General features: G+C 67.8%; 24 protein-coding genes. 9 read left to right on the top strand and 15 right to left on the bottom strand.

All coding sequences use genetic code 11. The annotated features are described in order from the left end of the window. Positions 1 to 7: 7 nt before the first annotated feature. Positions 8 to 790 (top strand): enoyl-CoA hydratase, encoded by a 783-nt coding sequence (locus tag EZ313_RS13660; protein ID WP_135263842.1) that lies wholly within the window; start codon positions 8 to 10, stop codon positions 788 to 790. Between the two features lie 40 nt (positions 791 to 830). After that, the gene (locus EZ313_RS13655; RefSeq protein ID WP_135263841.1) at positions 831 to 2,096 is read left to right on the top strand and encodes a mechanosensitive ion channel family protein; all 1,266 of its coding nucleotides are present in this window, start codon (positions 831 to 833) and stop codon (positions 2,094 to 2,096) included. On the opposite strand, the gene EZ313_RS13650 is transcribed toward EZ313_RS13655, so the two are convergent. From EZ313_RS13650 to EZ313_RS13640, 3 genes are all read right to left on the bottom strand, one after another. Further along, the gene (locus tag EZ313_RS13650) at positions 2,065 to 3,357 is read right to left on the bottom strand and encodes a TRAP transporter large permease (RefSeq protein ID WP_135263840.1); all 1,293 of its coding nucleotides are present in this window, start codon (positions 3,355 to 3,357) and stop codon (positions 2,065 to 2,067) included. The genes EZ313_RS13655 and EZ313_RS13650 overlap by 32 nt on opposite strands. Continuing rightward, positions 3,354 to 3,839 (bottom strand): TRAP transporter small permease, encoded by a 486-nt coding sequence (locus EZ313_RS13645; RefSeq protein WP_135263839.1) that lies wholly within the window; start codon positions 3,837 to 3,839, stop codon positions 3,354 to 3,356. The genes EZ313_RS13650 and EZ313_RS13645 overlap by 4 nt, the downstream gene beginning before the upstream one ends. 94 nt (positions 3,840 to 3,933) lie before the next feature. Beyond that, complete coding sequence (locus EZ313_RS13640) at positions 3,934 to 4,950, bottom strand: TRAP transporter substrate-binding protein (protein ID WP_135263838.1); 1,017 nt, start codon at positions 4,948 to 4,950, stop codon at positions 3,934 to 3,936. Between the two features lie 262 nt (positions 4,951 to 5,212). Here EZ313_RS13640 and EZ313_RS13635 point away from each other — a divergent pair, with 262 nt between their 5' ends. From EZ313_RS13635 to EZ313_RS13620, 4 genes are all read left to right on the top strand, one after another. After that, complete coding sequence (locus EZ313_RS13635) at positions 5,213 to 5,962, top strand: electron transfer flavoprotein subunit beta/FixA family protein (protein WP_135263837.1); 750 nt, start codon at positions 5,213 to 5,215, stop codon at positions 5,960 to 5,962. 1 nt (position 5,963) lies between these two features. Further along, complete coding sequence (locus tag EZ313_RS13630) at positions 5,964 to 6,896, top strand: electron transfer flavoprotein subunit alpha/FixB family protein (RefSeq protein WP_135263836.1); 933 nt, start codon at positions 5,964 to 5,966, stop codon at positions 6,894 to 6,896. Positions 6,897 to 6,962: 66 nt separating this feature from the next. Beyond that, the gene (locus EZ313_RS13625) at positions 6,963 to 8,753 is read left to right on the top strand and encodes an acyl-CoA dehydrogenase (protein ID WP_135263835.1); all 1,791 of its coding nucleotides are present in this window, start codon (positions 6,963 to 6,965) and stop codon (positions 8,751 to 8,753) included. Between the two features lie 21 nt (positions 8,754 to 8,774). Further along, on the top strand, positions 8,775 to 9,734 hold the full coding sequence (locus EZ313_RS13620) for an NAD(P)H-dependent flavin oxidoreductase (protein WP_135263834.1): 960 nt from the start codon (positions 8,775 to 8,777) through the stop codon (positions 9,732 to 9,734). 4 nt (positions 9,735 to 9,738) lie between these two features. On the opposite strand, the gene EZ313_RS13615 is transcribed toward EZ313_RS13620, so the two are convergent. Genes EZ313_RS13615 through EZ313_RS13605 form a run of 3 tightly spaced genes read right to left on the bottom strand, consistent with a single transcriptional unit; the run spans position 9,739 to position 12,729 of the window. Beyond that, positions 9,739 to 10,752, bottom strand: coding sequence for a cytochrome d ubiquinol oxidase subunit II (locus tag EZ313_RS13615; RefSeq protein WP_135263833.1), 1,014 nt, complete (start codon positions 10,750 to 10,752; stop codon positions 9,739 to 9,741). Positions 10,753 to 10,765: 13 nt separating this feature from the next. Beyond that, positions 10,766 to 12,148, bottom strand: coding sequence for a cytochrome ubiquinol oxidase subunit I (locus EZ313_RS13610; RefSeq protein WP_135263832.1), 1,383 nt, complete (start codon positions 12,146 to 12,148; stop codon positions 10,766 to 10,768). A gap of 5 nt (positions 12,149 to 12,153) precedes the next feature. Further along, positions 12,154 to 12,729 (bottom strand): GbsR/MarR family transcriptional regulator, encoded by a 576-nt coding sequence (locus tag EZ313_RS13605; protein WP_135263831.1) that lies wholly within the window; start codon positions 12,727 to 12,729, stop codon positions 12,154 to 12,156. Between the two features lie 101 nt (positions 12,730 to 12,830). Between EZ313_RS13605 and EZ313_RS13600 the strand changes: the two genes are divergently transcribed. Next, positions 12,831 to 13,910, top strand: coding sequence for a PA0069 family radical SAM protein (locus EZ313_RS13600; RefSeq protein WP_135263830.1), 1,080 nt, complete (start codon positions 12,831 to 12,833; stop codon positions 13,908 to 13,910). Here the strand turns inward: EZ313_RS13600 and EZ313_RS13595 are convergent, their stop codons facing one another. The 4 genes from EZ313_RS13595 to grpE all read right to left on the bottom strand — a co-directional run bounded on the left by EZ313_RS13595 (position 13,911) and on the right by grpE (position 18,454). Beyond that, positions 13,911 to 14,480, bottom strand: a complete 570-nt coding sequence (locus tag EZ313_RS13595; RefSeq protein WP_135263829.1) for a hypothetical protein — start codon at positions 14,478 to 14,480, stop codon at positions 13,911 to 13,913. A 130-nt stretch (positions 14,481 to 14,610) separates the two neighbouring features. Then, positions 14,611 to 15,762 (bottom strand): molecular chaperone DnaJ, encoded by a 1,152-nt coding sequence (dnaJ, locus tag EZ313_RS13590; RefSeq protein WP_135263828.1) that lies wholly within the window; start codon positions 15,760 to 15,762, stop codon positions 14,611 to 14,613. Positions 15,763 to 15,844: 82 nt separating this feature from the next. Continuing rightward, a complete protein-coding gene (gene dnaK / locus EZ313_RS13585) occupies positions 15,845 to 17,797 on the bottom strand; it encodes a molecular chaperone DnaK (protein ID WP_135263827.1) in 1,953 nt (650 codons plus the stop codon). A gap of 84 nt (positions 17,798 to 17,881) precedes the next feature. Next, the gene (grpE, locus tag EZ313_RS13580) at positions 17,882 to 18,454 is read right to left on the bottom strand and encodes a nucleotide exchange factor GrpE (RefSeq protein WP_135263826.1); all 573 of its coding nucleotides are present in this window, start codon (positions 18,452 to 18,454) and stop codon (positions 17,882 to 17,884) included. A 195-nt stretch (positions 18,455 to 18,649) separates the two neighbouring features. On the opposite strand from grpE, the gene EZ313_RS13575 reads away from it, so the two are divergent. After that, positions 18,650 to 19,036 (top strand): RidA family protein, encoded by a 387-nt coding sequence (locus EZ313_RS13575; RefSeq protein WP_135263825.1) that lies wholly within the window; start codon positions 18,650 to 18,652, stop codon positions 19,034 to 19,036. A 4-nt stretch (positions 19,037 to 19,040) separates the two neighbouring features. On the opposite strand, the gene EZ313_RS13570 is transcribed toward EZ313_RS13575, so the two are convergent. Then, entirely contained in the window at positions 19,041 to 19,391 is a 351-nt protein-coding gene (locus tag EZ313_RS13570) for an FKBP-type peptidyl-prolyl cis-trans isomerase (protein ID WP_135263824.1), read from the bottom strand. A gap of 113 nt (positions 19,392 to 19,504) precedes the next feature. Next, positions 19,505 to 19,831, bottom strand: a complete 327-nt coding sequence (locus EZ313_RS13565; protein WP_135263823.1) for a winged helix-turn-helix transcriptional regulator — start codon at positions 19,829 to 19,831, stop codon at positions 19,505 to 19,507. A gap of 120 nt (positions 19,832 to 19,951) precedes the next feature. On the opposite strand from EZ313_RS13565, the gene EZ313_RS13560 reads away from it, so the two are divergent. After that, positions 19,952 to 20,659 (top strand): SOS response-associated peptidase, encoded by a 708-nt coding sequence (locus tag EZ313_RS13560; RefSeq protein ID WP_135263822.1) that lies wholly within the window; start codon positions 19,952 to 19,954, stop codon positions 20,657 to 20,659. Between the two features lie 10 nt (positions 20,660 to 20,669). Here EZ313_RS13560 and EZ313_RS13555 read toward each other — a convergent pair whose 3' ends face one another. From EZ313_RS13555 to EZ313_RS13545, 3 genes are all read right to left on the bottom strand, one after another. Then, positions 20,670 to 22,025: an MATE family efflux transporter gene (locus EZ313_RS13555; RefSeq protein WP_135263821.1), complete on the bottom strand. Its 1,356-nt coding sequence runs from the start codon at positions 22,023 to 22,025 to the stop codon at positions 20,670 to 20,672. A 67-nt stretch (positions 22,026 to 22,092) separates the two neighbouring features. Further along, positions 22,093 to 22,812: a hypothetical protein gene (locus tag EZ313_RS13550; RefSeq protein WP_135263820.1), complete on the bottom strand. Its 720-nt coding sequence runs from the start codon at positions 22,810 to 22,812 to the stop codon at positions 22,093 to 22,095. A gap of 122 nt (positions 22,813 to 22,934) precedes the next feature. Beyond that, positions 22,935 to 23,672: a B3/B4 domain-containing protein gene (locus EZ313_RS13545; RefSeq protein WP_135263819.1), complete on the bottom strand. Its 738-nt coding sequence runs from the start codon at positions 23,670 to 23,672 to the stop codon at positions 22,935 to 22,937. Positions 23,673 to 23,720: the final 48 nt, after the last annotated feature.

Genomic DNA, 23,720 nt, shown 5'->3' with positions numbered 1-23,720 from the left:
GAACGCGATGAGCGAATCGACCGAACCCGTCCTCCACAGCCGCGACGCGCGCGGCGTGGTCACGCTGACGATGAACCGGCCCGGCAACTTCAATGCGCTGAGCGAGGAGATGCTCGCCGCGCTGCAGTCGGCGCTGGACCGGGTGGCCGACGATGCGTCGGCGCGGGTGGTGGTCATCGCGGCGGCCGGCAAGGCCTTCTGCCCCGGCCACAACCTCAAGGAAATGATCGCCCGGCCCGAGCTGGCCTACTACCAGCAGCTGTTCTCCCAATGCAGCCGGATGATGCTGACGATCCAGAAGCTGCCGCTGCCCGTGATCGCCCGCGTGCAGGGCATCGCCACCGCGGCGGGCTGCCAGCTCGTCGCCCAATGCGATCTGGCGGTGGCGTCCACCGAAGCGAAGTTCGCGGTCAGCGGCGTCAACTTCGGCCTGTTCTGCTCCACGCCCAGCGTGCCGCTGCTGCGCAACATGGCGCCCAAGCAGGCGATGGAGATGCTGGTCACCGGCGACTTCATCGATGCCGAGCAGGCGCGCCAGCGCGGGCTGGTGAACCGCGTCGCCCCGCCGGAGCGGCTGGACGAGGAGATCGAATCCCTGGTCGCCAGCATCCTGGCCAAGCCGCGACAGGCGCTGGCCATGGGCAAGGAACTGTTCTACCGCCAGCGCGAGCTGGGCATCGAGGCGGCCTACCAGCTCGCCTCGCAGACCATGGCGGTGAACATGATGGAGGGCTGTGCGCAAGAGGGCGTGACCGCGTTCACGGAGAAGCGCAAGCCGAAGTGGAATTGATCCCAACGACGCAGCCGCAAGCGTGGCGGCGATAAGAACGATGAGTCCATTGGAAAGACTGGTCCAGGAGCTGGACCACCCGGGCATGCCCGCGGAAATCGGCATCCTGCTGGCCTGTCTGGCCGTCGCGTTCGGCATCTGCTGGGCCGCGGGGCGGCGCAGGGGCTCCGAGTCGGTCTGGCTCGGCCGCATCGTCGTCGACGGCCTGCTGTTCCCGCTGATCGCCCTGGCGCTCGTCTACGCGTCGTACAAGCTGATGCAGGGCCGCCAGACGGTCGCCCTGCTGCGGCTGGCGATTCCCATCCTGATGTCGCTGGCCGGCATCCGGTTCATCGCGCGCGTGTTCACCGTGGCCTTCCCCACGTCGCGGCTGGCCCGGCGGGTCGAGCGTTCGTTCTCCTGGGTCGCGTGGTTCGTGACGGTGCTGTGGGTGGTCGGCGTGCTGCCGGCCCTGCGCGCCGAGATGGACAGCATCCGGTTCCTGCTGGGCAAGTCGCGCATCAGCCTGCTGACCATCGTGGAAGGCACGCTCTCGGCGGGCCTCGTGCTCGTGGCCGCGCTGTGGATCTCGGCCGTGCTGGAACGCCAGGTGCTGCGGCAGGCCGTGCACGACCTGTCGCTGCGCAAGGTGGCGGCCAACGTCATCCGCGCGGCGCTGCTGGTGGTCGGCTTCCTGTTCGCGCTGTCTGCCGTGGGCGTGGACCTCACGGCCTTGTCGGTGCTCGGGGGCGCGCTGGGCGTGGGCATCGGTTTCGGCCTGCAGAAGCTGGCCGCCAACTACGTCAGCGGCTTCGTCATCCTGTTCGAGCGCAGCCTGCGCATCGGCGACATGGTGCGCGTAGACGGCTTCGAGGGCGAGGTGCTGGACATCAAGACGCGCTACACGCTGATCCGGGCCGCGAACGGCCGCGAGTCGATCGTGCCGAACGAGAAGCTGATCACCGAGCGCATCGAGAACCTCTCGCTGGCCGATCCCAAGATGCTGCTGACGACGGACGTGGCCGTGGCCTACGACGCCGACGTCGACCAGGTGCAGCGGCTCCTGGTGGCCGCCGCCGCGGGCACGAGCCGCGTGCTGAAGGATCCAGCCCCCTCGGCGCGGCTGGTGAAGTTCGGCGCCGACGGCCTGGAGTTCAGCCTGCTGTTCTGGATCGCCGACCCGGGCAACGGGCAGCTGAACGTGAAGTCGGACGTGAACCTGGCCGTGCTGCGCAGCCTGCGCGCGGCGGGGATCGACATCCCCTATCCGCAGCGGGTGGTGCACCTGCAGCAGGTCACCGAACGAACGAAGGAAGCCATAAGCTGATCTGCGGGAAGGCGATCAGCACGCCCAGCATCACCACCATCACGAGCACGAACGGCCAGCACCCCCGGAAGATGCTGCCCAGCCCGACGCTGGGCAGGAGCGAGTTCAGGACGAACAGGTTCATGCCCACCGGGGGCGAGATGAGCCCGATCTGGACGATCATCACGATCAGCACGCCGAACCAGACCGGATCGAAGCCGAGGCTGGTGACGATGGGGAAGAACAGCGGGATGGTCAGCAGCACCATCGTCAGCTCCTCCATCACCGTGCCCAGCACCACGTAGATCGCCATCATCGAGACCACCACCATGGTGGGCGACAGGCCCATCTGCGTGATCCAGTCCTTCAGGTCCCCCGGCAGCGTCGTGAAGTTCACGAAGTTGGCGAAGATGGTCGCGGCGATCAGCAGCGTGAAGAGCATCGCCGTGGTGCGGGCCGACTCCACCAGCACCTGGAACAACACCGCCCAGGTGAGGCGGCCGCGCAGCAGCGCGAAGAGGAAGGCGCCGAACGCGCCGAAGCCGGCACCCTCGGTGGCCGTGAAGAAGCCGCCGTAGATGCCGCCGAGCACCACCACCACCAGCACCGCGACGCCCCAGATGCCGCGCAGCGCGCTCCAGCGTTGCGACCAGGTCGCGCGCTCTCCCGGGGGCGCGTGCTCGGGGTCGCGCGAGGTGATGAAGGCGATCGCGCCCATCAGCAGCAGCGCGGTGAGGAGGCCGGGCAGGATGCCGGCCGCGAACAGCTTGCCGATGTTGGTCTGCGTGATGATCCCGTAGATCACCATGATGGTCGACGGCGGGATCATGATGCCCAGCGTGCCGCCCGCCGCCATGACGCCGGTGGACAGCTCGTCGCTGTAGCCCAGCTTGCGCATCGACGGATAGGCGACGCGGCTCATGGTGGCCGCCGTCGCGATGGAAGAGCCGCAGATCGCGCCGAAACCGGCGCAGGCCGCCACGGTGGCATGCGCCAGCCCCCCGCGCACGTGGCCGATGAAGGCGTAGGCGGCCTGGAACAGCTCGTGCGCCAGGCCCGCGCGCGCCACGAAGTTGCCCATCAGGATGAAGAGCGGGATCACCGAGAGCGTGTAGGCGAAACCCGTCTCGTAGACGACCTGGGACGCGCTGGCCAGGGCCGGCTGCCAGCCACGCGTGACGCCCATGCCGATGAAGCCGACCAGGCCCATCGCGAACGCCAGCGGCACCCGGATGATCGCCAGCGCGAAGATGGCGGCGAAGCCGAGCAGCGCTTCCGTCACAGCGCGACCCCTTCGCCTTCGGCGCGCTCGGACGGCACCTTGCCCATCATGAACAGGTGCACGATGCCCGTGGCCGCGCACAGCACGGCCATGCCGTAGATGAAGGGCGCCTTCAGGATCAGCAGCTGCGCGGTGGTCTCGCCCGTCTCGAGGAACTGGCTGCCGGTGCGCCACATCAGCCAGCCCAGGGCCAGCAGCACGGCCCCGCACAGCAGGTGCACGACGAACGCCTGCACGCGGCGCACTCCCCAGGGCAGGTACGGGTCGAGCGAATCGAATTCGACGTGCTCGCCGCGCTCGGACACCAGCGGCAGTGCCCCGAAGATCACCACCACCATCAGCAGTTCGGTGATCTCCAGAGAGCCGGGGATGGAATTGGAGAGGAACTTGCGGCCCAGCACGTCGAAGAACGTGAGGGCCATGATCGCGAACAGCGCGCCGCCGGACAGCAGCCCGCACAGCAGCTCGAGGGTTCTTTTCATCTTGTGTTCCTTCGGGCGCGCCGGCGGCCTGGCACCTGCACAAAACGAGAGCGGCACCTGGGGAAGGTGCCGCCTTCGGGAGCGCAGCGCCGGCTTACTTGGACGCCTTCTCGATCTCGGAGCGGAACTCGGCCAGCACCTTGGCGGGGTCCTTCAGGCCCTTGGCCTGCGCGTCCTTGGCCCACTTCTCCTCGAGCGCCGAAGTGCGCTTCTTGATGTCGGCGACGAACTTGGCATCCGCCTTGACGACCTGCACGTTGTTGGCCTGCATCAGGCCGAAGGCGCGGCGGTCCACCTTGTCCCAGTGGCGGCCGATGATGCGCGCTGCCACCTCGCCGGAAGCGGCGTCGACCGCCTTCTTCTCGTCGGCCGACAGCTTGTTGTACTTGTCCTGGTTCATCATGAAGACGAAGCTGGTGTTGTACAGGCCGCCCGGGAAGGTGGTGGCGTGCTTGATCACCTTGTCGATGCGGAACGACTCGATCGACTCGGCGGGGAACAGCGTGCCGTCCATCACGCCGCCGGTGAGCAGCTCGTAGGACTCCGGCGCGGGCTTGAGCGTGACGTTCATGTCCAGCGTCTTGGCGATCTCGTTGACCATGCCGCCGCCCACGCGCCACTTCAGGCCTTGCAGGTCCTCCATCCTGGTCACCGGCCGCTTGGTGTTGAACACGATGCCGGGGCCGTGGGTGAAGTAGGCCAGGACCTTGATGCCCTTGTGCTCGTCGGCGAAGGCGGGGTGCCTGGAAGCGACCTTGTTGAACGCCACCGACATCACCTCGGCCGAATCGCCCAGGAAGGGGAACTCGGCCAACTGGGTCACGACGAACCGGCCCGGTGTGTAGCCGTGCACGGTGAAGGACACGTCGGCCAGGCCGTTGCGCACCGCGTCCAGCGTGCCGGGCGGCGCGGCGACGGCGCGCGGCAGCACGTTGCAGCGGATCTTTCCGTTGGCGTTCTTGGCGACCAGCTCGCACCATTCCACCTGCGCCATGCTCAGCGCATGCGTGGGCGGCACCCAGGTGGAGAGCGTGAGCACGGTCTGCGCGGCCGCGGGCGCGCAAGCGAAGGCGGTGGCGAGGGCGGCGGCCGGGAACAGGATGCGTTTCATGGGAGGGACTCCTTCTTTGGCTGGAGGCCAATGTAAGCGTCGCGGGACAGCGCAACGGTCCTGACTTTCCCCGAGTCCATGCCGTACGCCGCCTTCAACTGTCGCGGCACCGACAGTCTCCCGGTCAGCGCTTCGAGAAACGGTCTCCCTCTTACCTATAATCCAAAATCGAACGATCGTTCTTTTTTGGTCGAGTTCAGCGCCGGACCCCGGCCTAGAATCTTCGGCTTTACGTAAACGTCAATTCCCTTAGGAGCCCCTGATGAAGGTTCTCGTCCCGGTCAAGCGGGTGGTGGACTACAACGTGAAGGTCCGCGTGAAGTCGGACAACACGGGCGTGGACATCGCCAACGTCAAGATGAGCATGAACCCGTTCGACGAGATCGCGGTCGAGGAGGCGGTCCGGCTCAAGGAGAAGGGGGTGGCCACCGAGGTGATCGCCGTCTCCTGCGGCGTGCAGCAGTGCCAGGAGACCCTGCGCACGGCCATGGCCATCGGCGCCGACCGCGCCATCCTGGTCCAGACCGACGAAGAGCTGCAGCCGCTGGCCGTGGCCAAGCTGCTCAAGGCGCTGGTCGACAAGGAGCAGCCCGGCCTGGTGATCCTGGGCAAGCAGGCGATCGACGACGACGCCAACCAGACCGGCCAGATGCTGGCCGCGCTGGCCGACCTGCCGCAGGCCACCTTCGCCTCCAAGGTCGAGGTCGAGGGGGGCAAGGCCAAGGTGACTCGCGAGGTCGACGGCGGCCTGGAAACCATCTCCATCACGCTGCCCGCGGTGGTCACCACCGACCTGCGCCTGAACGAGCCGCGCTACGTGACGCTGCCCAACATCATGAAGGCCAAGAAGAAGCAGCTGGACATCGTCAAGCCCGAGGACCTGGGCGTGGACGTCAAGCCGCGGCTGAAGACCCTGAAGGTCACCGAGCCGCCCAAGCGCAGCGCCGGCGTGAAGGTGCCGGACGTGGCCACGCTCGTGCAGAAACTCAAGACTGAAGCGAAGGTGATCTGACATGACGGCTCTGGTAATCGCCGAACACGACAACGCGCACATCAGGGGCGCGACGCTCAACACCGTCACCGCGGCCGCGGCCTGCGGCGGCGACGTCCACGTGCTGGTGGCGGGCCACAACGCCGCCGAAGCGGCCAAACAGGCTGCGCAGATCGCCGGCGTCAGCAAGGTGCTGCACGCCGAGGGCGAGCACTTCGCCCACGGCCTGGCCGAGAACATGGCCGCCCAGGTGCTGGCCATCGCCACGAACTACAGCCACATCCTGTTCCCCGCCACCGCCAGCGGCAAGAACATCGCCCCGCGTGTCGCCGCCAAGCTGGACGTCGCGCAGATCAGCGACATCAGCAAGGTCGACAGCCCCGACACCTTCGAGCGCCCCATCTACGCCGGCAACGCCATCGCCATCGTGCAGAGCGCGGACAAGGTGAAGGTGATCACGGTCCGCACCACCGGCTTCGATCCCGCGGCAGGCACCGGCGGCAGCGCGGCGGTCGAGACCGTCACGGCCGTCGGCGACAGCGGCAAGAGCAGCTTCGTCGGCCAGGAGATCGCCAAGAGCGACCGCCCCGAGCTCACCGCCGCGAAGGTGATCGTCTCGGGCGGCCGCGCGCTGGGTTCGGCGGAGAAGTTCAACGAGGTGATGACGCCGCTGGCCGACAAGCTGGGCGCCGCGCTCGGCGCCAGCCGCGCCGCCGTCGATGCGGGCTACGCCCCCAACGACTGGCAGGTGGGCCAGACCGGCAAGATCGTCGCGCCGCAGCTGTATGTCGCCTGCGGCATCTCGGGCGCCATCCAGCACCTGGCGGGCATGAAGGACTCCAAGGTGATCGTCGCGATCAACAAGGATCCCGAGGCGCCGATCTTCAGCGTCGCCGACTACGGGCTCGAGGCGGACCTGTTCACGGCGGTGCCGGAGCTCGTCAAAGCTCTGTAAGCGCTTCGCTCCAGAAGAAAACAAGGCGCCCTGCGGGTGCCTTGTCCTTGGTTGAAGGAGACTCCCGTGACGTACCGCGCCCCCGTCAAAGACATGCTCTTCGACATCCGCCACCTGGCTGGCATCGACGAGATCGCGAAGCTGCCCGGCTTCGAGGAAGCGGGCTTCGACACCGCGCAGGCGGTGCTCGAAGAATGTGCGCGGTTCAACGAGGAGGTGGTCGCGCCGCTCAACGTGCCCGGCGACAGGAACCCCTCGAGCTGGAACAACGGCGAGGTTTCGACCACGCCCGGCTTCAAGGAGGCCTACCGCCAGTACATCGAGGGCGGCTGGCAGGGCCTGCAGCACCCCGGCCCGTTCGGCGGCCAGGGGTTGCCCAAGACCATCGGCGCCGCGTGCGGCGAGATGCTGAATTCGGCGAACCTCAGCTTCGCGCTCTGTCCGCTGCTGACCGACGGTGCGATCGAAGCGCTGCTGACCGCGGGCTCCGATGAACTCAAGGCCACCTACCTCGAGAAACTGGTGAGCGGCGAGTGGACCGGCACCATGAACCTCACCGAGCCGCAGGCCGGCAGCGACCTGGCCCTGGTGCGCACCCGCGCCGAGCCGCAGCCCGACGGCAGCTACAAGATCTTCGGCACCAAGATCTTCATCACGTACGGCGAGCACGACATGGCCGGCAACATCGTGCACCTCGTGCTCGCACGCGTGACCGGCGCGCCGGAGGGCGTGAAGGGCATCAGCCTGTTCGTCGTGCCCAAGTTCCTGGTCGGCAAGGACGGTTCGCTGGGCGCGCGCAACGACGTGCACTGCGTGAGCATCGAGCACAAGCTGGGCATCAAGGCCTCGCCGACGGCGGTGCTCCAGTACGGCGACCGAGGCGGCGCCGTCGGTTACCTCGTCGGCCAGGAGAACCGCGGCCTCGAGTACATGTTCATCATGATGAACGCAGCCCGCTACGCCGTCGGTGTGCAGGGCATCGCGATCGCCGAGCGCGCGTACCAGAAGGCCGTGACGTACGCGAAGGAGCGAGTCCAGTCGCGGCCGGTGGACGGCTCGATGAACAGCAGCGCGCCCATCATCCACCACCCCGACGTCAAGCGCATGCTGATGACGATGCGCGCGTTCACCGAAGGCTGCCGCGCGATGGCCACGGTGGCCGCCGCCGCCTACGACGCCTCCCACCACCATCCCGATGCGCAGGTGCGCAAGCAGAACCAGGCCTTCTACGAGTTCATGGTGCCGCTGGTGAAGGGCTACAGCACCGAGATGAGCCTGGAGGTGACCTCGCTGGGCGTGCAGGTGCACGGCGGCATGGGCTTCATCGAGGAGACCGGCGCGGCGCAGTACTACCGCGACGCCAAGATCCTGACCATCTACGAAGGCACGACGGCCATCCAGGCGAATGACCTGGTCGGCCGCAAGACGGCGCGCGACGGCGGCCAGACCGCCCGGGCCGTCGCCGCGCAGATCGAGAAGACCGAAGGCGAGCTTGCCCGTCGCGACACGGTGGCGGCCCGCGCGGTGCTGCGGCGCCTGAGCGCTGCTCGCAAGGCTTTCCTGGACGTGGTGGACTTCATAGCCTCTCAGACGAAGGCCAGCCCGAACGCGGCCTTCGCGGGCTCCGTGCCCTACCTGATGCTGGCCGGCAACCTGGTGGCGGGCTGGCAGCTAGCGCGCTCGCTGCTCGCGGCGGAGGACCTGGCCGCCAAGGGCGAGGACACCGCCTTCATGCAGGCCAAGATCACGACCGCGCGCTTCTACGCCGACCACATCCTGGCGCGCGCGCCGGGCATCCGCGACAGCATCGTCGAAGGCGCGGAGAGCGTCACCAGCCTCGCGATCGAAGCGTTCTGAAAACAAAAAAGGAACCTTTTCTTGTCCAAGCTTCCGCCCGCCCTTCGCAACCTCGAGCTACCGGTCATCGGCTCGCCGCTGTTCATCGTCAGCAATCCCCGGCTCGTGATCGAGCAGTGCAAGGCCGGCATCGTCGGCTCGATGCCGGCGCTCAATGCGCGGCCCGCGTCGCAGCTGGACGAATGGCTGGCCGAGATCACCGAGACGCTCGCCGCGTACAACCGCGCCAACCCCGAGCGGCCCGCGGCGCCTTTTGCCATCAACCAGATCGTCCACCGCAGCAACGACCGGCTGGATCACGACATGGAGATGGTGGTCAAGTACCAGGTGCCGGTGATCATCACCTCCCTGGGCGCGCGGACCGACGTCAACGACGCGATCCATTCCTACGGCGGGATCGTGCTGCACGACATCATCAACAACACCTTCGCGCGCAAGGCGATCGACAAGGGCGCCGATGGCTTGATCGCGGTCGCCGCGGGCGCCGGCGGGCACGCGGGCATCAAGAGCCCGTTCGCGCTGGTGCAGGAGATCCGCGAGTGGTTCGACGGCCCGCTGGCGCTCTCGGGTGCGATCGCCAACGGCGGCGCGGTGCTGGCGGCGCAGGCCATGGGCGCCGACTTCGCCTACATCGGGTCGGCCTTCATCGCGACCCACGAGGCCCGCGCATCCGATGCCTACAAGCAGGCCATCGTCGAGGGCACGAGCGACGACATCGTGTACTCCAACCTGTTCACGGGCGTGCACGGCAACTACCTCAAGCCCTCGATCCGCAACGCCGGGCTCGACCCGGACAACCTGCCGGAGAGCGACCCCACCAAGATGAACTTCGGCGGCGGCGAGAGCGCCAAGAAGGCCTGGAAGGACATCTGGGGCTGCGGCCAGGGCATCGCCGCGGTCCAGGACGTGAGCAGCGCGGCGGAGTTCGTCGAGAAGCTCAAGCGCGAGTACCACGACGCCCGGCGGCGCCTCGGCCTCTGAAGGCTTATTTCGCGGCGCCGTAACTCAACTCGCTAGCCCGCCCCCAGAACACCCGGTACATGAAGATCGTGTAGACCACGATCGCAGGCAGCGTGATCGCCACGCCGACGAAGATCACCACCAGGGAATCGTGCGCGCTCGCCGCCTCCCACACCGTCATGCGATCGATCACGATGTACGGGTAGATGCTGTAGGCGAGGCCGAGGAAGGCCATCACGAACAGCAGCACGGTGGAGGCGAAGATCACCCAGCCGTAGCCCGCCGCCACCACGTTCGGCTTGCGTGACACGTGCCACGCGGCGTAGAAGGCGGCGGCGCAAGCCACGGGGATCGGCAGCAGGCCGATCAGCTCCGGCATCGAGAACCACTTGTCGAACACCGTGCGGCTGACAAGGGGTGTAGCCAGCGAGATGCCCACGAGCGCGAGTCCCATCGGCCAGAGCACCCGGCGCGCCCAGCGAACGGCCTTGGCCTGCAGCTCGTCCCAGGTCTTCATGATCAGCCAGCCCGCGCCCAGCATCGCGTAAGCGGTCGGCAGCGTCAGCGCGATCATGAGCGAGAAGGCGAGCGACAGCGGCGCGCGGTCAAAGCCGGTGAGATAACTGCCCAGCATCCAGCCCTGGGCCGTGGCGGCCATCAGCGAGCCCGCCGCGAACAGCGCGTTCCACATGCCCTTGCGCGCCGCGCGCGCCTTCACCCGGAAGTCGAACGACACGCCGCGCAGGATCAATCCGACCAGCATCACGGCGACGGGCAGGTACAGGTTGGTCAGCACCAGGCTGTGCGCGCGGGGAAAGGCGACCAGCAGCACGCCGACGCCCAGCACGAGCCACGTCTCGTTCGCATCCCAGAATGGCCCGATGCTGGACACCATGATGTCCTTCTCGGCGTCGGTCGCGAAAGGCAGCAGGATGCCGACGCCGAGGTCGTAGCCGTCCAGCACCACGTAGGCGAGCAGTGACAGGCCCATCACGGCCATGAACACGAGGGGCAGGAGCGAGGTCCAGTTCAGATCCATGGTTCTTTTCTCCTCAGGCGGGCCCGCCGATCGCCATGCCGGGCTTGGGGCTTTGCGGTGCGTCGGGCGTGGGCATCGCGGGGTGGCGGCTCATGTACATCAGCACCAGCACATAGGCCGCGAGCAGGAACGCATACACCGCGAGGTAGCTCACGAGCGTGATCAGCACCAGGCCCGGCGGATGGTCCGCCACCATATCCGCGGTGCGCAGCACGCCATAGACGATGAAGGGCTGGCGGCCGATCTCGGTGACGTACCAGCCCGCCAGCGTCGCGATCCAGCCCGAGAAGGTCATGCCGGCCAGCACGCGCAGCTGCATCCGCGAAAACGGTTGCCGGTCCTGGAACGCGCGGCCGCGCCACTGCGTCCAGAACGCCCACCACGAGGCAAGGAGCATCAGCACGCCCATGCCGACCATCACGCGGAAGCTCCAGAAGACCGGCGCGACCGGCGGGTGCCGGCCCTCGAACTGGTCCAGGCCCTTGAGCTCCGCGTTCCAGTCGTGCGCCAGGATCAGGCTGGCGAAGCCGGGCAGCTTGATGGCGTAGTCCGTGCGGCGTTCGGCTTCGTTGGGGATTCCGAACAGCGTGAGCGGCGCGCTTTTCTCGGTCTTCCACAGTCCTTCGAGGGCGGCGATCTTGGCCGGCTGGTGCTCCAGCGTGTTCAGGCCATGGAGGTCGCCGGCGACGATCTGCAGCGGCACGGCGACGGCGGCCACCGTGATCGCGGTGCGCATCGCCTTGAGCGATCCGCCGTTGTTCGCCTTGGTCAGGTACTGGTACGCGGATAACCCGGCGATGAGGAACGACGCGGTGATCGTGGAGGCCAGCAGCTTGTGCGCGAGCCGGTACGGGAACGAGGGATTGAAGACGATCTGCAGCCAGCTGTCGGCGTACATCACGCCGTCTTCGATGCGGTAGCCAACCGGCGTCTGCATCCACGAGTTCAGGCTCAGGATCCAGAACGCCGAGAGCGTGGTGCCGGCCGCCACCATCAGGGAAGCGAACAGGTGCACCCGGTCCGACACGCGGCTGCGGCCGAACAGCATGATCCCGAGGAAGGTGGCCTCCAAGAAGAAGGCGGTGAGCACCTCGTAACCGAGCAGCGGCCCGGCGATGTTGCCGGCCTTCTCCATGAAGCCGGGCCAGTTGGTGCCGAACTGGAAGCTCATGGTGATGCCCGACACGACGCCCAGCGCGAAGCTCAGGGCGAAAACCTTGGTCCAGAGGTAGTAGGCCTCCTCCCAGTACCGTGCATCCTGGTGGCCGCGCGCCAGGTTGCCGCGCAGGCGGAAGTAGACGAGGAACCAGCCCAGCGCGATGTTGATGGTGGGAAAGAGGATGTGGAAGCTGATGTTCGCGGCGAACTGGATGCGCGAGAGCACGAGGGCGTCCATCGTTGTCATTCCTTTCGCGACGAGGCGGCCTTGCCCGTCATCCGGTCCTTGAATTCGAGCACCCGGGTCACCCTGGCGCCCATCCCCATGAGCTGCAGCGCCGTCTCGGGCGCGAGCTTCTGCACGTCGTCGAACCAGGTCATCAACCGGTCGATCAGCTCGTGCATCTGGCGCATGCGCTCCTGCGCATAGCGGTCGGCGTCGTTCACCGGCTGCTGCATCAGCGCGGCGCGCAGCATCGAAAGCGTCGGTTCGATCTCGCGCCGGCGGCGCTCCTCGGCCAGCACGCGGAAGATCTCCCAGACATCGCCCGGCGCCTCGAAGTACTCGCGCCGGTCGCCCGGCTGGTGCTTCAGCCGCACCAGGCGCCAGGACTGGAGTTCCTTCAAACCCATGCTGACGTTGGAGCGTGAGAACTCCAGCGCTTCTGCGATCTCGTCGGCGTTCAGCGCACGCTGCGAAATGAAGATCAGCGCGTAGATCTGCCCGACGGTGCGGTTGATGCCCCAGCGGCTGCCCATCTCACCGAAGTGGGAGACGAACTCGCGCGAGAGCGGCGGGAGGTGGTCTTGCAGCGGCATGGCTCCATTGTGCCGCGTACTGCTTGAATTTTCAGTAATTACTGAAATTCCAGCAACGGCGAGGGGTCGACGCCCGCAAAGTACTGGATGAAAATACAGCCATGAGCAGTACGAGCATCCCCATCGAGGCGATCAAGGGCCGCGGCACCGCGACGCGCTTTCCGCACCGGTTCGAGCGCGACGCGCGCGAGGCGTTCGACGACGGCTGGGAAGGCGAACCGGCGGATGCCGCATGGCCGCCCAGGACCGAGGTGATCTGGGAAGACCCGCGCAGCGTGATCGGCGACGTGGACTCACCCGACGTGTACTTCGAACGGTCTCTGAACCCCTACCGCGGCTGCGAGCACGGCTGCATCTACTGCTACGCGCGGCCGACGCACAGCTACCTGAACATGTCGCCGGGGCTCGACTTCGAGACGCGGATCATCGCGAAGCGGGGCGTGGCCGACGTGCTGCGGCGTGAAATCTCGCGGCGCAACTACGAGCCGAAGATGATCGCCATCGGCACCGCGACCGATTGCTACCAGCCGGTCGAGCGCGAGCTGCGCCTGACGCGGTCGGTCATCGAAGTGCTGCACGAAACGGACCACGCTTTCTCGCTGGTCACCAAGTCCGCCGGCGTGGAGCGCGACCTCGACCTGATCGCGCCCATGGCCCACAAGAAACTGGCGGCGATCTACGTGACGATCACCACGCTGGACCCCGAGCTCACGCGCAAGCTGGAGCCGCGCGCCGCAGCGCCGCACCGGCGGCTTCGCCTGCTGCGCACGCTGGCGGAAGCGGGCGTGCCGTGCGGCGTGAGCCTGGCGCCGCAGATCCCGTTCCTGACGGAGGACATGGAGCAGGTGCTGGAGGCGGCCTGGGAGGCGGGCGCGCGCAGCGCCTTCTATCACGTGCTCCGGCTGCCCTGGGAGGTGAGCCCGCTGTTCCGGCAATGGCTGCAGATGCACTTCCCGCAGCGGGCCGATCGCGTCATGGCCCGTGTGCAGGACATGCGCGGCGGCAAGGACTACGACGCCGACTTCGCCACGCGCATGAAGGGCAGCGGCCCCTGGGCGGAGCTGATCGGACAGCGATTCCGCAAGGCGGCGACGAGGCTGGGGTTCAACCGGGAGAGGGTGGAGATGGACACGACGCTGTTCCGCCCGCCATCACCCGCCGGCCAGGGCCGGCTGTTCTGATCAGGCGCCGGGCGCCAGGCGGGCCAGCAGCGAAAAGCCGACCGACGCCACGAAGAACCAGAGGAAGACGCCCGCCAGGTTCGACCGCAGCTGGGCGGGCCCGGACAGGCGGCGCAGCTGCGTGTTCCACAGCCACAGGACGGGCAGCACGCCCAGGAGCACCAGCAGCGTCGGCACCTGCCAGCGGAACAGGGAAGCCCAGGCCGGGAGCAGGGCGGACAGGCGGGTGCTGTCGTCCACCAGCGAAGACGGAGGGATGCCCTGGGTCCACACGCCGGCCGAAAGGAGCGCGCACCCCAGAAGAGCCAGAGTCGCGGCGGGCTTGAAGGTACGCCGCCAGCCGAACACGCTGAGGAAGAAACCCACCGCGCCGGCGATACCGATGGTGGCCGCCACGGCGGCCACGAAGGGCCCGGAGCCGATCAGCGCCTGCCACAGCCACGCGTTGCACGCAACGCCCGCCCAGCCGGCGACCATGGCCACCGCCCAGCCCGGGTGAAGCGCGAGGCGCGCCTCCCCCGGGGTGAGGATGGAATGGAAGCCCGTCGAGCGAAACAGCTTGAGCGACATTGACGCAATTGTGGATTGACAACTGCGCCAAGCCAATTGAACTGTCGCGTTGCGCGCACAGCCCGCAACAAAACGTTGCCGGGCGCCCACGGCGCACCGGCAACTTAGCGCTTTCGCCTGCCTGGGCCGGTCAGGCGCTGAAGAAGTTCTTCAATTTGTCGGACCAGCTTTCCTCGCTGGGCGAGTGCTTGGGCCCGCCCTTGCGAAGGGCTTCGTCCAGCTCCTTGAGCAGCTTGCGCTGGTGCTCCGTCAGCTTGACCGGCGTCTCGACGCTGATGTGGCAGTAGAGGTCGCCGGGGTAGCTGGAACGCACGCCCTTGATGCCCTTGCCGCGCAGGCGGAACTGCTTGCCGGCCTGGGTGCCCTCGGGGATGTCGATGGCCGCCTTGCCCTGCAGCGTTGGCACCTCGATCTCGCCGCCGAGGGCCGCCCGGGTGAACGAGATCGGCACCACGCAGTGCAGGTCGTCGCCGTCGCGCTCGAAGATCGGGTGCTTCTTCAGCCGGATCTCGATGTACAGGTCGCCCGGCGGGCCGCCGTTGTGGCCCGGCTCGCCGTTGCCCGCGCTTCGGATGCGCATGCCGTCGTCGATGCCGGCGGGGATCTTCACTTCCAGCGTCTTCTGCTTCTTCACCTTGCCCTGGCCGTGGCAGGTGGGGCAGGGCTCGGGAATGATCTTGCCCTGGCCGCGGCAGGTGGGGCAGGTCTGCTGCACCGAAAAGAAGCCCTGGCGCATCTGCACCACGCCCGCGCCGTGGCAGGTGCCGCAGGCCTTGGCCTGGGTGCCGGGCTTGGCGCCGCTGCCGTGGCAGGTGTCGCACGGGTCCCAGGTCGGGATGCGGATCTGCGCTTCCTTGCCGCTGGCCGCTTCCTCCAGCGAAACCTCCATCGCGTACGACAGGTCGTTGCCGCGATAGACCTGGCGGCCGCCGCGCGCGCCGCCGGCTCCGGCGCGGCCCTGGCCGAAGATGTCGCCGAAGATGTCGCCGAACGCCTCGGCGAAACCGCCGAAGCCCTCCGGGCCGGCGCCCGCGCCGCGCATGTTGGGATCGACCCCCGCATGGCCGTACTGGTCGTACGCAGTGCGCTTGTCGGCGTCCGAGAGCATCTCGTACGCCTCCTTGGCCTCCTTGAACTTGGCCTCCGCCTCCCGGGCCGCATCCCCCTGGTTGCGGTCGGGGTGGTACTTCATCGCGAGCTTGCGATAAGCCTTCTTGATCTCGTCCTCGGAGGCGTTCTTGGGCACCCCCAGGACGTCGTAGTAGTCGCGTTTCGTGGCCATCGTCTCTCGTGTTTTTTTCAGCGCGAACGCCGCGTTGGCTCTTCACCAACGCGGCGCACGCTCGTCGGGCTCGGCGCCGCGATCAGCCCTTCTTCACCTCTTTGACTTCCGCGTCGACGACGTTGTCGTCGTTGGCCGGCTTGGCCGCGCCGGCTTCGGGTTCACCGCCGCCGGGGGCCGCGCCGCCCGCCGCCTGCGCAGCCTGGGACGCCTGCATGTCGGCGTACATCTTCTCGCCCAGCTTCTGGCTGGCGGTCATCAGCGCGTTGGTCTTTTCCTCGATGCGCGCCTTGTCCTCGCCCTTGAGCGCTTCCTCGACTTCCTTCATCGCGGCTTCGATCTTTTCCTTCTCGCCGCCTTCGAGCTTGTCGCCGTATTCGCCCAGGCTCTTGCGCACCGAGTGCACCAGCGCCTCGCCCTGGTTGCGCGCCTGCACCAGCTCGAGCTTCTTCTTGTCCTCGGCGGCGTTCAGCTCGGCGTCCTTCACCATCTTCTGGATCTCGTCCTCGGACAGGCCCGAGTTCGCCTTGATGGTGATCTTGTTCTCCTTGCCGGTGCCCTTGTCGCGGGCGCTCACGTGCAGGATGCCGTTGGCGTCGATGTCGAAGGTGACCTCGATCTGCGGCAGGCCGCGCGGCGCCGGCGGGATGCCTTCGAGGTTGAACTCGCCCAGCAGCTTGTTGCCGACGGCCATCTCGCGCTCGCCCTGGTAGACCTTGATCGTCACCGCCGGCTGGTTGTCGTCGGCGGTGGAGAAGGTCTGCGCGAACTTGGTCGGGATGGTCGTGTTCTTGGCGATCATCTTGGTCATCACGCCGCCCAGGGTCTCGATGCCCAGCGACAGCGGGGTGACGTCCAGCAGCAGCACGTCCTTGCGGTCGCCGCCCAGCACCTGGCCCTGGATGGCCGCGCCCACGGCGACGGCTTCATCGGGGTTGACGTCCTTGCGCGGCTCCTTGCCGAACAGCTCCTTCACCTTCTCCTGCACCTTGGGCATGCGCGTCATGCCGCCGACCAGGATCACGTCGTGGATGTCGCCGATCGCCACGCCGGCGTCCTTGATCGCCGTGCGGCAGGGCGCGATGGTGCGCTCGATCAGCTCCTCCACCAGGCTTTCCAGCTTGGCGCGGGTGAGCTTGATGTTCAGGTGCTTGGGACCGCTGGCGTCGGCCGTGATGTACGGCAGGTTGATGTCGGTCTGCGAGCTGTTGGACAGCTCGATCTTGGCCTTCTCGGCCGCTTCCTTCAGGCGCTGCAGCGCGAGGACGTCCTTGGACAGGTCGACGCCCTGCTCCTTTTTGAACTCCGCGATGATGTAGTCGATGATGCGCTGGTCGAAGTCCTCGCCGCCCAGGAACGTGTCGCCGTTGGTGGACAGCACCTCGAACTGCTTCTCGCCCTCGACGTCGGCGATCTCGATGATGGAGATGTCGAACGTGCCGCCGCCCAGGTCGTACACGGCGATCTTGCGGTCGCCCTTTTCCTGCTTGTCCAGGCCGAACGCGAGCGCAGCCGCCGTCGGCTCGTTGATGATCCGCTTGACTTCCAGGCCGGCGATGCGGCCGGCGTCCTTGGTGGCCTGGCGCTGGGCGTCGTTGAAGTACGCGGGCACCGTGATCACGGCTTCCGTGACCGGCTCGCCCAGGTAGTCCTCGGCCGTCTTCTTCATCTTGCGCAGCACCTCGGCGCTGACCTGGGGCGGGGCCAGCTTCTTGCCGCGCACTTCCACCCAGGCGTCGCCGTTGTCGGCGCGCGTGATCTGGTAGGGCATGAGGTGGATGTCCTTCTGGACTTCCTTCTCCTCGAACTTGCGGCCGATCAGCCGCTTGACCGCGTACAGCGTGTTCTTCGGGTTGGTGACCGCCTGGCGCTTGGCCGAGGCGCCCACGAGGATCTCGCCGTCCTCTTGGTAGGCCACGATGGAAGGCGTGGTGCGCGCGCCTTCGCTGTTCTCGATCACTTTGGGCGTGTTGCCCTCCATGATGGACACGCACGAGTTGGTGGTGCCCAGGTCGATGCCGATGATCTTGCCCATTTCTCTTCTCTCCTGTCTTGTCGCCCGGACGGTCCGCCCGGTTCACTGTGCTGACTTGTGGATAACTCTCGCCGTTTCAAGGGCTCACTGCGGCGCGGCCACGGTCACCAGCGCGGGGCGAAGCACGCGCTCGGCAATCAGGTAGCCCTTCTGCAGGACGGCGACCACGGTGTTCGCCTCCTGGCCCGGCGCCGGCACCATCGAGATCGCCTGGTGCTGGTGGGGGTCGAATTTCGTGCCGGCGGCCGGATTGATCTCCAGCACCTTGTTGCGCTCCAGCGCGGACTTGAGCTGGCGCAGCGTGGCTTCGGCGCCTTCGCGGATCTGCTCGGGCGTGCCCTCCTTGATGGCCAGCCCGGCCTCCAGGCTGTCGGCCACCGGCAGCAGGCTTTCTGCGAAGCTCTCGACGGCGAACTTGCGCGCCTTGGCCATCTCGTCGTCGGCGCGGCGGCGGGTGTTCTGCACCTCGGCCTGGGCGCGCAGGTACTGCTCGGTCAGCTCGGCGTTCTTGTTGCGCAGGCTCTCCAGTTCGGAGAGGGAGGCGGCCAGGTCGGCCTCGTTGGCCGCCGCGGCGGCCTCGGATTCCTCGGGCGAGATGTCGGCGGGGCCGGGAGCGCCGTCCAGCGTGGGTTCGATCTTGGTGTCGTCTGCGTTCATCACTTTTCTGTTCGAAGCGGCTTGTAAAGCTGCGGTGCACCTTGGGGCAGCGTAGTGGTTTTCAAGGCGGCAAAAGGGCGATCCGGCCCGAAAAAATGCTGAGCTAGTCCTAAGGGGCTACCTCGGCAGCGCGACGGTGTTACCGGATGGCCGCGGCCGAGGTCGTACAGTCCGCGGGCATTCCCAGGAGGCGCCATGACCAGACGGCTGATCAGCTCAGGATCGACCTACGAGGCCGAGATCGGCTACTCGCGCGCCGTGGTGGACGGCGAATGGGTGTTCGTCTCCGGCACCACCGGCTTCGACTACGCGAGCATGACGATCGTGGACGACGTGGCCGGCCAGTGCGAGCAGTGCCTGCGCAACATCTCGGCCGCGCTGGAGGAGGCCGGCGCGAGCCTGGCTGACGTCGTCCGCGTCAACTACGTGCTGCCGGTGGCGAGCGACTTCAAGGCGTGCTGGCCGGTGCTGAAGAAGTACTTCGGCGACGTCCGGCCGGCCGCGATGATGATCCAGGCGGGGCTGCTCGATTCGCGCATGAAGATCGAGATCGAGGTCACCGCGCGCAGGCGCACGGCCTGAAGGTTCAGTGGGCGTCGAGCAGCTCGACGTCGAACTTCAGCGTCGCGTTTGGCGGGATCACGCCGCCGGCGCCGCGCGCGCCATAGCCCAGTTGCGGCGGAATGATCAGCGTGCGCCTGCCGCCGATCTTCATGCCGGCCACGCCTTCGTCCCAGCCGCGGATGACCATGCCCGCGCCCAGCGAGAACTCGAACGGATCGTTGCGGTCGCGGCTCGAGTCGAACTTGGCGCCCTGCTGCCCGTTGTCGTACAGCCAGCCGGTGTAGTGCACGTGCACGTGCTGGCCCGGCTTCGCTTCGGCGCCGGTGCCCGGCGTGGTGTCTTCGTACTGCAGGCCGGAGGGGGTGGTGATCATGGTGGGGTGTCCTTCAGGTGGCGCGCAATCGGCCAGTGTACCCAGCACGGGATGGGGACCGTGACGAGGTCCCCCGAAGGCGGATGCCGGGCCGCAGGGTGGAGGTGAGGGCGTCAGGTCCCGGTCTGCTGTTGTCTGCGGCGGCCCTGTCCCGCGACCCACTTCGCCGCGAACGCGGGCAGGTCCGACAGCCGCTTGAGGAGGTCGGCGCCCGCGGGCGTGACGCAGTAGCCCTCGGGGCCATGGCCGATCAGGCCGGCTTCGCGCATCTCCTTGATGCGCGTGTTCAGGGTGTTGGGCGTGATGCCGCCGACGCTGTCCTGCAGCAAGCGGAAAGTCTGGGGATGGCCGTCGCGAAGGGCCCAGAGCACGCGCATGGCGTAGCGCGCTTCCAGCAGCGCGAGCAGCTGGTGGATGGCGGCGTTGTCCTTCGATGTCATGCTTTTTTCTTCTCCCCTGCGCCGGGCGGCCCGTTCGGCGGGAGGGCAGTGTACGCAGCCTCCGCTACACAAACAATAGCGGGCAAACCCGGCGGCTTGCGGCTCCGCTACCATCGGCCGATGTGCTCGAATTACGTGCCGGTGAGCCGGCGCGAGAGGCTGCTGACCTTCTTCGGCGTCGAAAGCGACCGCGACGATCCGCAGGACGACGCGTGGCCGCTGGGCCTCGCGCCCTTCATCCGCCTAGCTAAAGACGGCTCCGGCTTCGAACGCGTGGTGGACCACGGCATCTTCGGGCTGCTGCCCGATTTCGCCACCGAGATCGCCTTCGGCCGCCGCACGTACAACGCGCGCAGCGAAACGGTGGCGCGCCTGCCCAGCTTCCGCGAGTCCTGGGCGAACGGCTGGCGCTGCATCATCCCGTGCGAGGCGATCTACGAACCCAACTGGGAAACGGGCGAGTGCGTGCGCTGGGCGATCTACCAGGAAGGCTTCGTTCCCTTCGGCGTGGCCGGCATCTGGCGCAAGTGGCGCCATCCCGATGGCCGCGACGTGTTCAGCTTCGCCATGCTCACCGTCAACGCCGACGAGCATCCGCTGATGCGGCGCTTCCACCGGCCCGGGGACGAGAAGCGCATGGTGGTGATCCTCGACCCGGAGGACTACGGCAACTGGCTCACCTGCCGCGTGCAGGAGGCGCGCAACTACCTGCGCATGTGGGACAAGCCGCTGGTGGCCGAAGCGTCGCCGCTGCCGCCGCGCGCGCCGAAGGCATCCAGCGTGCGCACTTCGCGCCCGCCGCCTCCGCAGAGCGGCAGCCTGTTCTGATCCCGGTCGATCACACCAGGCTGCGGATCGGCCTGCGCTTCCACACGAAGTGGAAGTAAGCCGCCTGCAGCAGCAGCCCGGTGCCGTACGTGGCGGGATACGCCAGCCAGATCCAGCGCAGGCCCAGCGTGCTGTCGAACAGCCACCCGAGCGGGAACACCAGCAGCGCGAGGCAGCCGAGCGAGATCAGCGTCGGCATGCGCACGGTGCCGGCGGCGCGCATGATCCCGCTGAGCACGCTGGCCATGCCGAACAGCACGCTGCTCACGACCATGATGTGCAGCACCGAAGCCGCCAGGTTCACGACGGCGGCATCGGTGACGAACAGGCCGGCCGCCTTGCGCGCCAGCAGGGCCACGATGAGGGCGAGTCCGCCCGTGAGCACCACGTTCATGGCCAGTCCGAGGCGCGTGACCTGGGCGAGCTGCGCGAGCCGGCCGCCACCGATCGCCTGCGCCGCGAACACCGACGAAGCGATGGCGATCGAGATCGCCGGGAACTGCACGTAGGCCATCACCTGGTTCACCGCACCCCAGGCCGCGGTCGCGCGCACGCCGTGCGCGTTCACCAGCGACAGCAGCGCGATGTCCGCGAGCGAGCCCACGGTGAAGAACAGCCCGGTGGGGATGCCCAGGCGCACCACCTGCCGCAGCAGCAGCCCTTCGAAGCGAAGGTTCGGCGCCAGCGTCGACCAGGCCAGCACGTGGTGGCGTCGCGAGAGGTGCCACACCAGCCAGGCGAGGCCCGCCACGTTGCCGGCCAGCACGGCCCACGCCGCGCTGGCCACGCCGAAACCGCCGCGGATCAGCAGCGGCGTCAGCACCATCGCGAACAGCGTCGTGATCACCAGCATGCGAAGCGGCGTGACCGAGTCGCCCACGCCGCGCAACAGCGACTGCGCGACGATCGAGACGAAGATCGCCGGCAGCGCGAGCAGCATCACGTGAGCGTACGCAACCGCTTGCGGCAGCACGGCGGCCGGCGTGCGAAGCGCGACGAGCATCGGGCCGATGCCCAGGAAGCCGAGCACCATGATCGCCACCCCGAGCACGATCGCGGCCGCGAGCGACGTGCCCGCGACGCGCCGGACGAGGTCGTGCTTGTTGGCGCCCCAGGCCTGGCCCGCCAGGATGGAGCTGCCCGTCCCCAGCCCGATCACCAGCGCGACGAGAAACATCAGCAGCGGAAAGAACGCCACGGCCGCGGCCAGCGCGTTCGTGCCGAGCATGCGGCCGAGATAGATGTTGTTCAGGGTGCCCGAGAGCGCCTGCAGCACGTTGGTGAGGACCAGCGGCGCGAGGAAGGCGAGGAAGCGGGACCAGAGCGGCGCCGCCGGTGCGGCGATGGCATCGGCGGGAGGGCTCATCGCCGCCGATGGTAAGCGCTGGCCGCAAGCGGCCGGCTGACGCGTCGCCGGGTGCAGGCCGCGGCCTTCAGCCGCCGGAGGTCGGCCGCCGCGCGGGTTGGCCCGGCTCGGTCTTCTGCAGCGTGGCAGGGGCCGTCTTCTCGAAGCCCATGGGCTGCGTCTTGCCGAACTCCGAGCCGTCGGACTCCTGGCGTTTGAAGTCGGCGTCGCGCTCGCTCAGGATGCGCTCGAGCGCCTTGCGCTTGTCCTCGCCCGCGTGCTGGATGCGCGTGGGCCCGGTGATCACGTCGGCGCCGGGCTGCGGCTGCGCCTTCGCAGCAGGCTCGGCCTTCTTCACGGCGGCGGGCGAAGCGGTCCAGCTGCCCGGGTGGGGCAGGGGAGGGCAGCTGGAGACGTCTTCCAGGTCGAACTGCCAGGACAGCCCCATCAACCACCTCTCCGCCAGCGGGTCCAGCGAGACGATCCGCTTCTGCACGTGTTCCTGCAGGGCGACCGCGTGCTGCATCAGCCGCTCGTCCCAGTGCTGCACCACCAGCCGCACGTGCACGCCGACGTCGCGCCCGGGCGCCGAGGTGGTGAGCGGCTCCGCGCGCAGCCACGTGGCGGGGATGCCGTTGTGCAGCAGCGTGTCGCGAACCGAGACCCGCACCAGCTCCTTGCGAATCGCCTGCGGCGAGTTGGCCCCGCGCGTGGAGGGGCCGACGCTCGGCTGCGCGCTGGACGGCCCGGCGCGCTGCGCGGACGACGCAGCCGGCGTCCTGCCGAACAGGCGGTCCATCAGTCCCATCGAGAGTCCTCCGTGCAAGGCGCCGCTGCGGCGCGCGTTTTTCGTTGTGGCCCGCGAGTATGCGTCTCGGTGCGCGATACGGCAAAAGCGCTGTCGTTTTCCTTCGACGGCGAACCGCGCGATCAGCGTCCGTGTACTGAGAAAGTGAACATCGGCTGCGCCGCGGTGAGCACGGCGGACTGCGCCTCGAAGCCCCAGACCTCGCGCAACGATTCCTTCAAGGCCTGCACGAGCACCGGCATGTCCTGGGCCGCGGTCGCATGCAGGGCCTCGGACACGATCAGCACCTCGCGCGTTTCGTCGCGCACCGCGGACCAGCCGCTCTGGCGATGTGTCCAGCGCCGCGCATGCGCGCGCCCGGCGGCGTCGACGAAGCTCACCTCGCCGGCATCGGGATGCTCGGTCTCGCCCGAGAACGCCTCGTAGCGCTCGCTCCCCTGTGCGAGGCGCACCTGCAGCGGCCAGTCCACCCGCTCCACGTCCAGCACCGCCACCGGCACGGCGAAGGCGATCGACACGGCGTTGCCCAAGTCGATCAGCGGATGGATCCGCGGCAGCTCGCCCTCCTTGCGAAAGCGCCGCAGCAGCGACTCCGAGGCGCACCGATACTGGGTCGGTTTGAGTCCGAGCTTCGAGAAAGCGCGGCGCCAGGCCTGGATCTCGGGCAGCTCCGACTCCGACCCCGCCTCTTTCAGCCGGTCGCGCGCCTGCGCGTTGAAGCGCGCCAGCTGCTCGTCGATCGCCACGCGAGCATGCAGGCCGCTTGCGTGAAGCACGCCGGGCACGAGTTCGGGAAAGCGCGTCCAGAGTTCGGGGTGGTGGCTGAACTGCAACGCGGAGGAGGTCGAGGGCGCGCTCATGTCACGAAGACCTTAGCAGACGTTGCCCCAACGCCATCGCCTGCATTG

The organism is Ramlibacter henchirensis (assembly GCF_004682015.1).
In the GTDB taxonomy this organism is placed as follows: domain Bacteria; phylum Pseudomonadota; class Gammaproteobacteria; order Burkholderiales; family Burkholderiaceae_C; genus Ramlibacter; species Ramlibacter henchirensis.
This window is presented reverse-complemented; position numbering and strand designations above follow the sequence as displayed.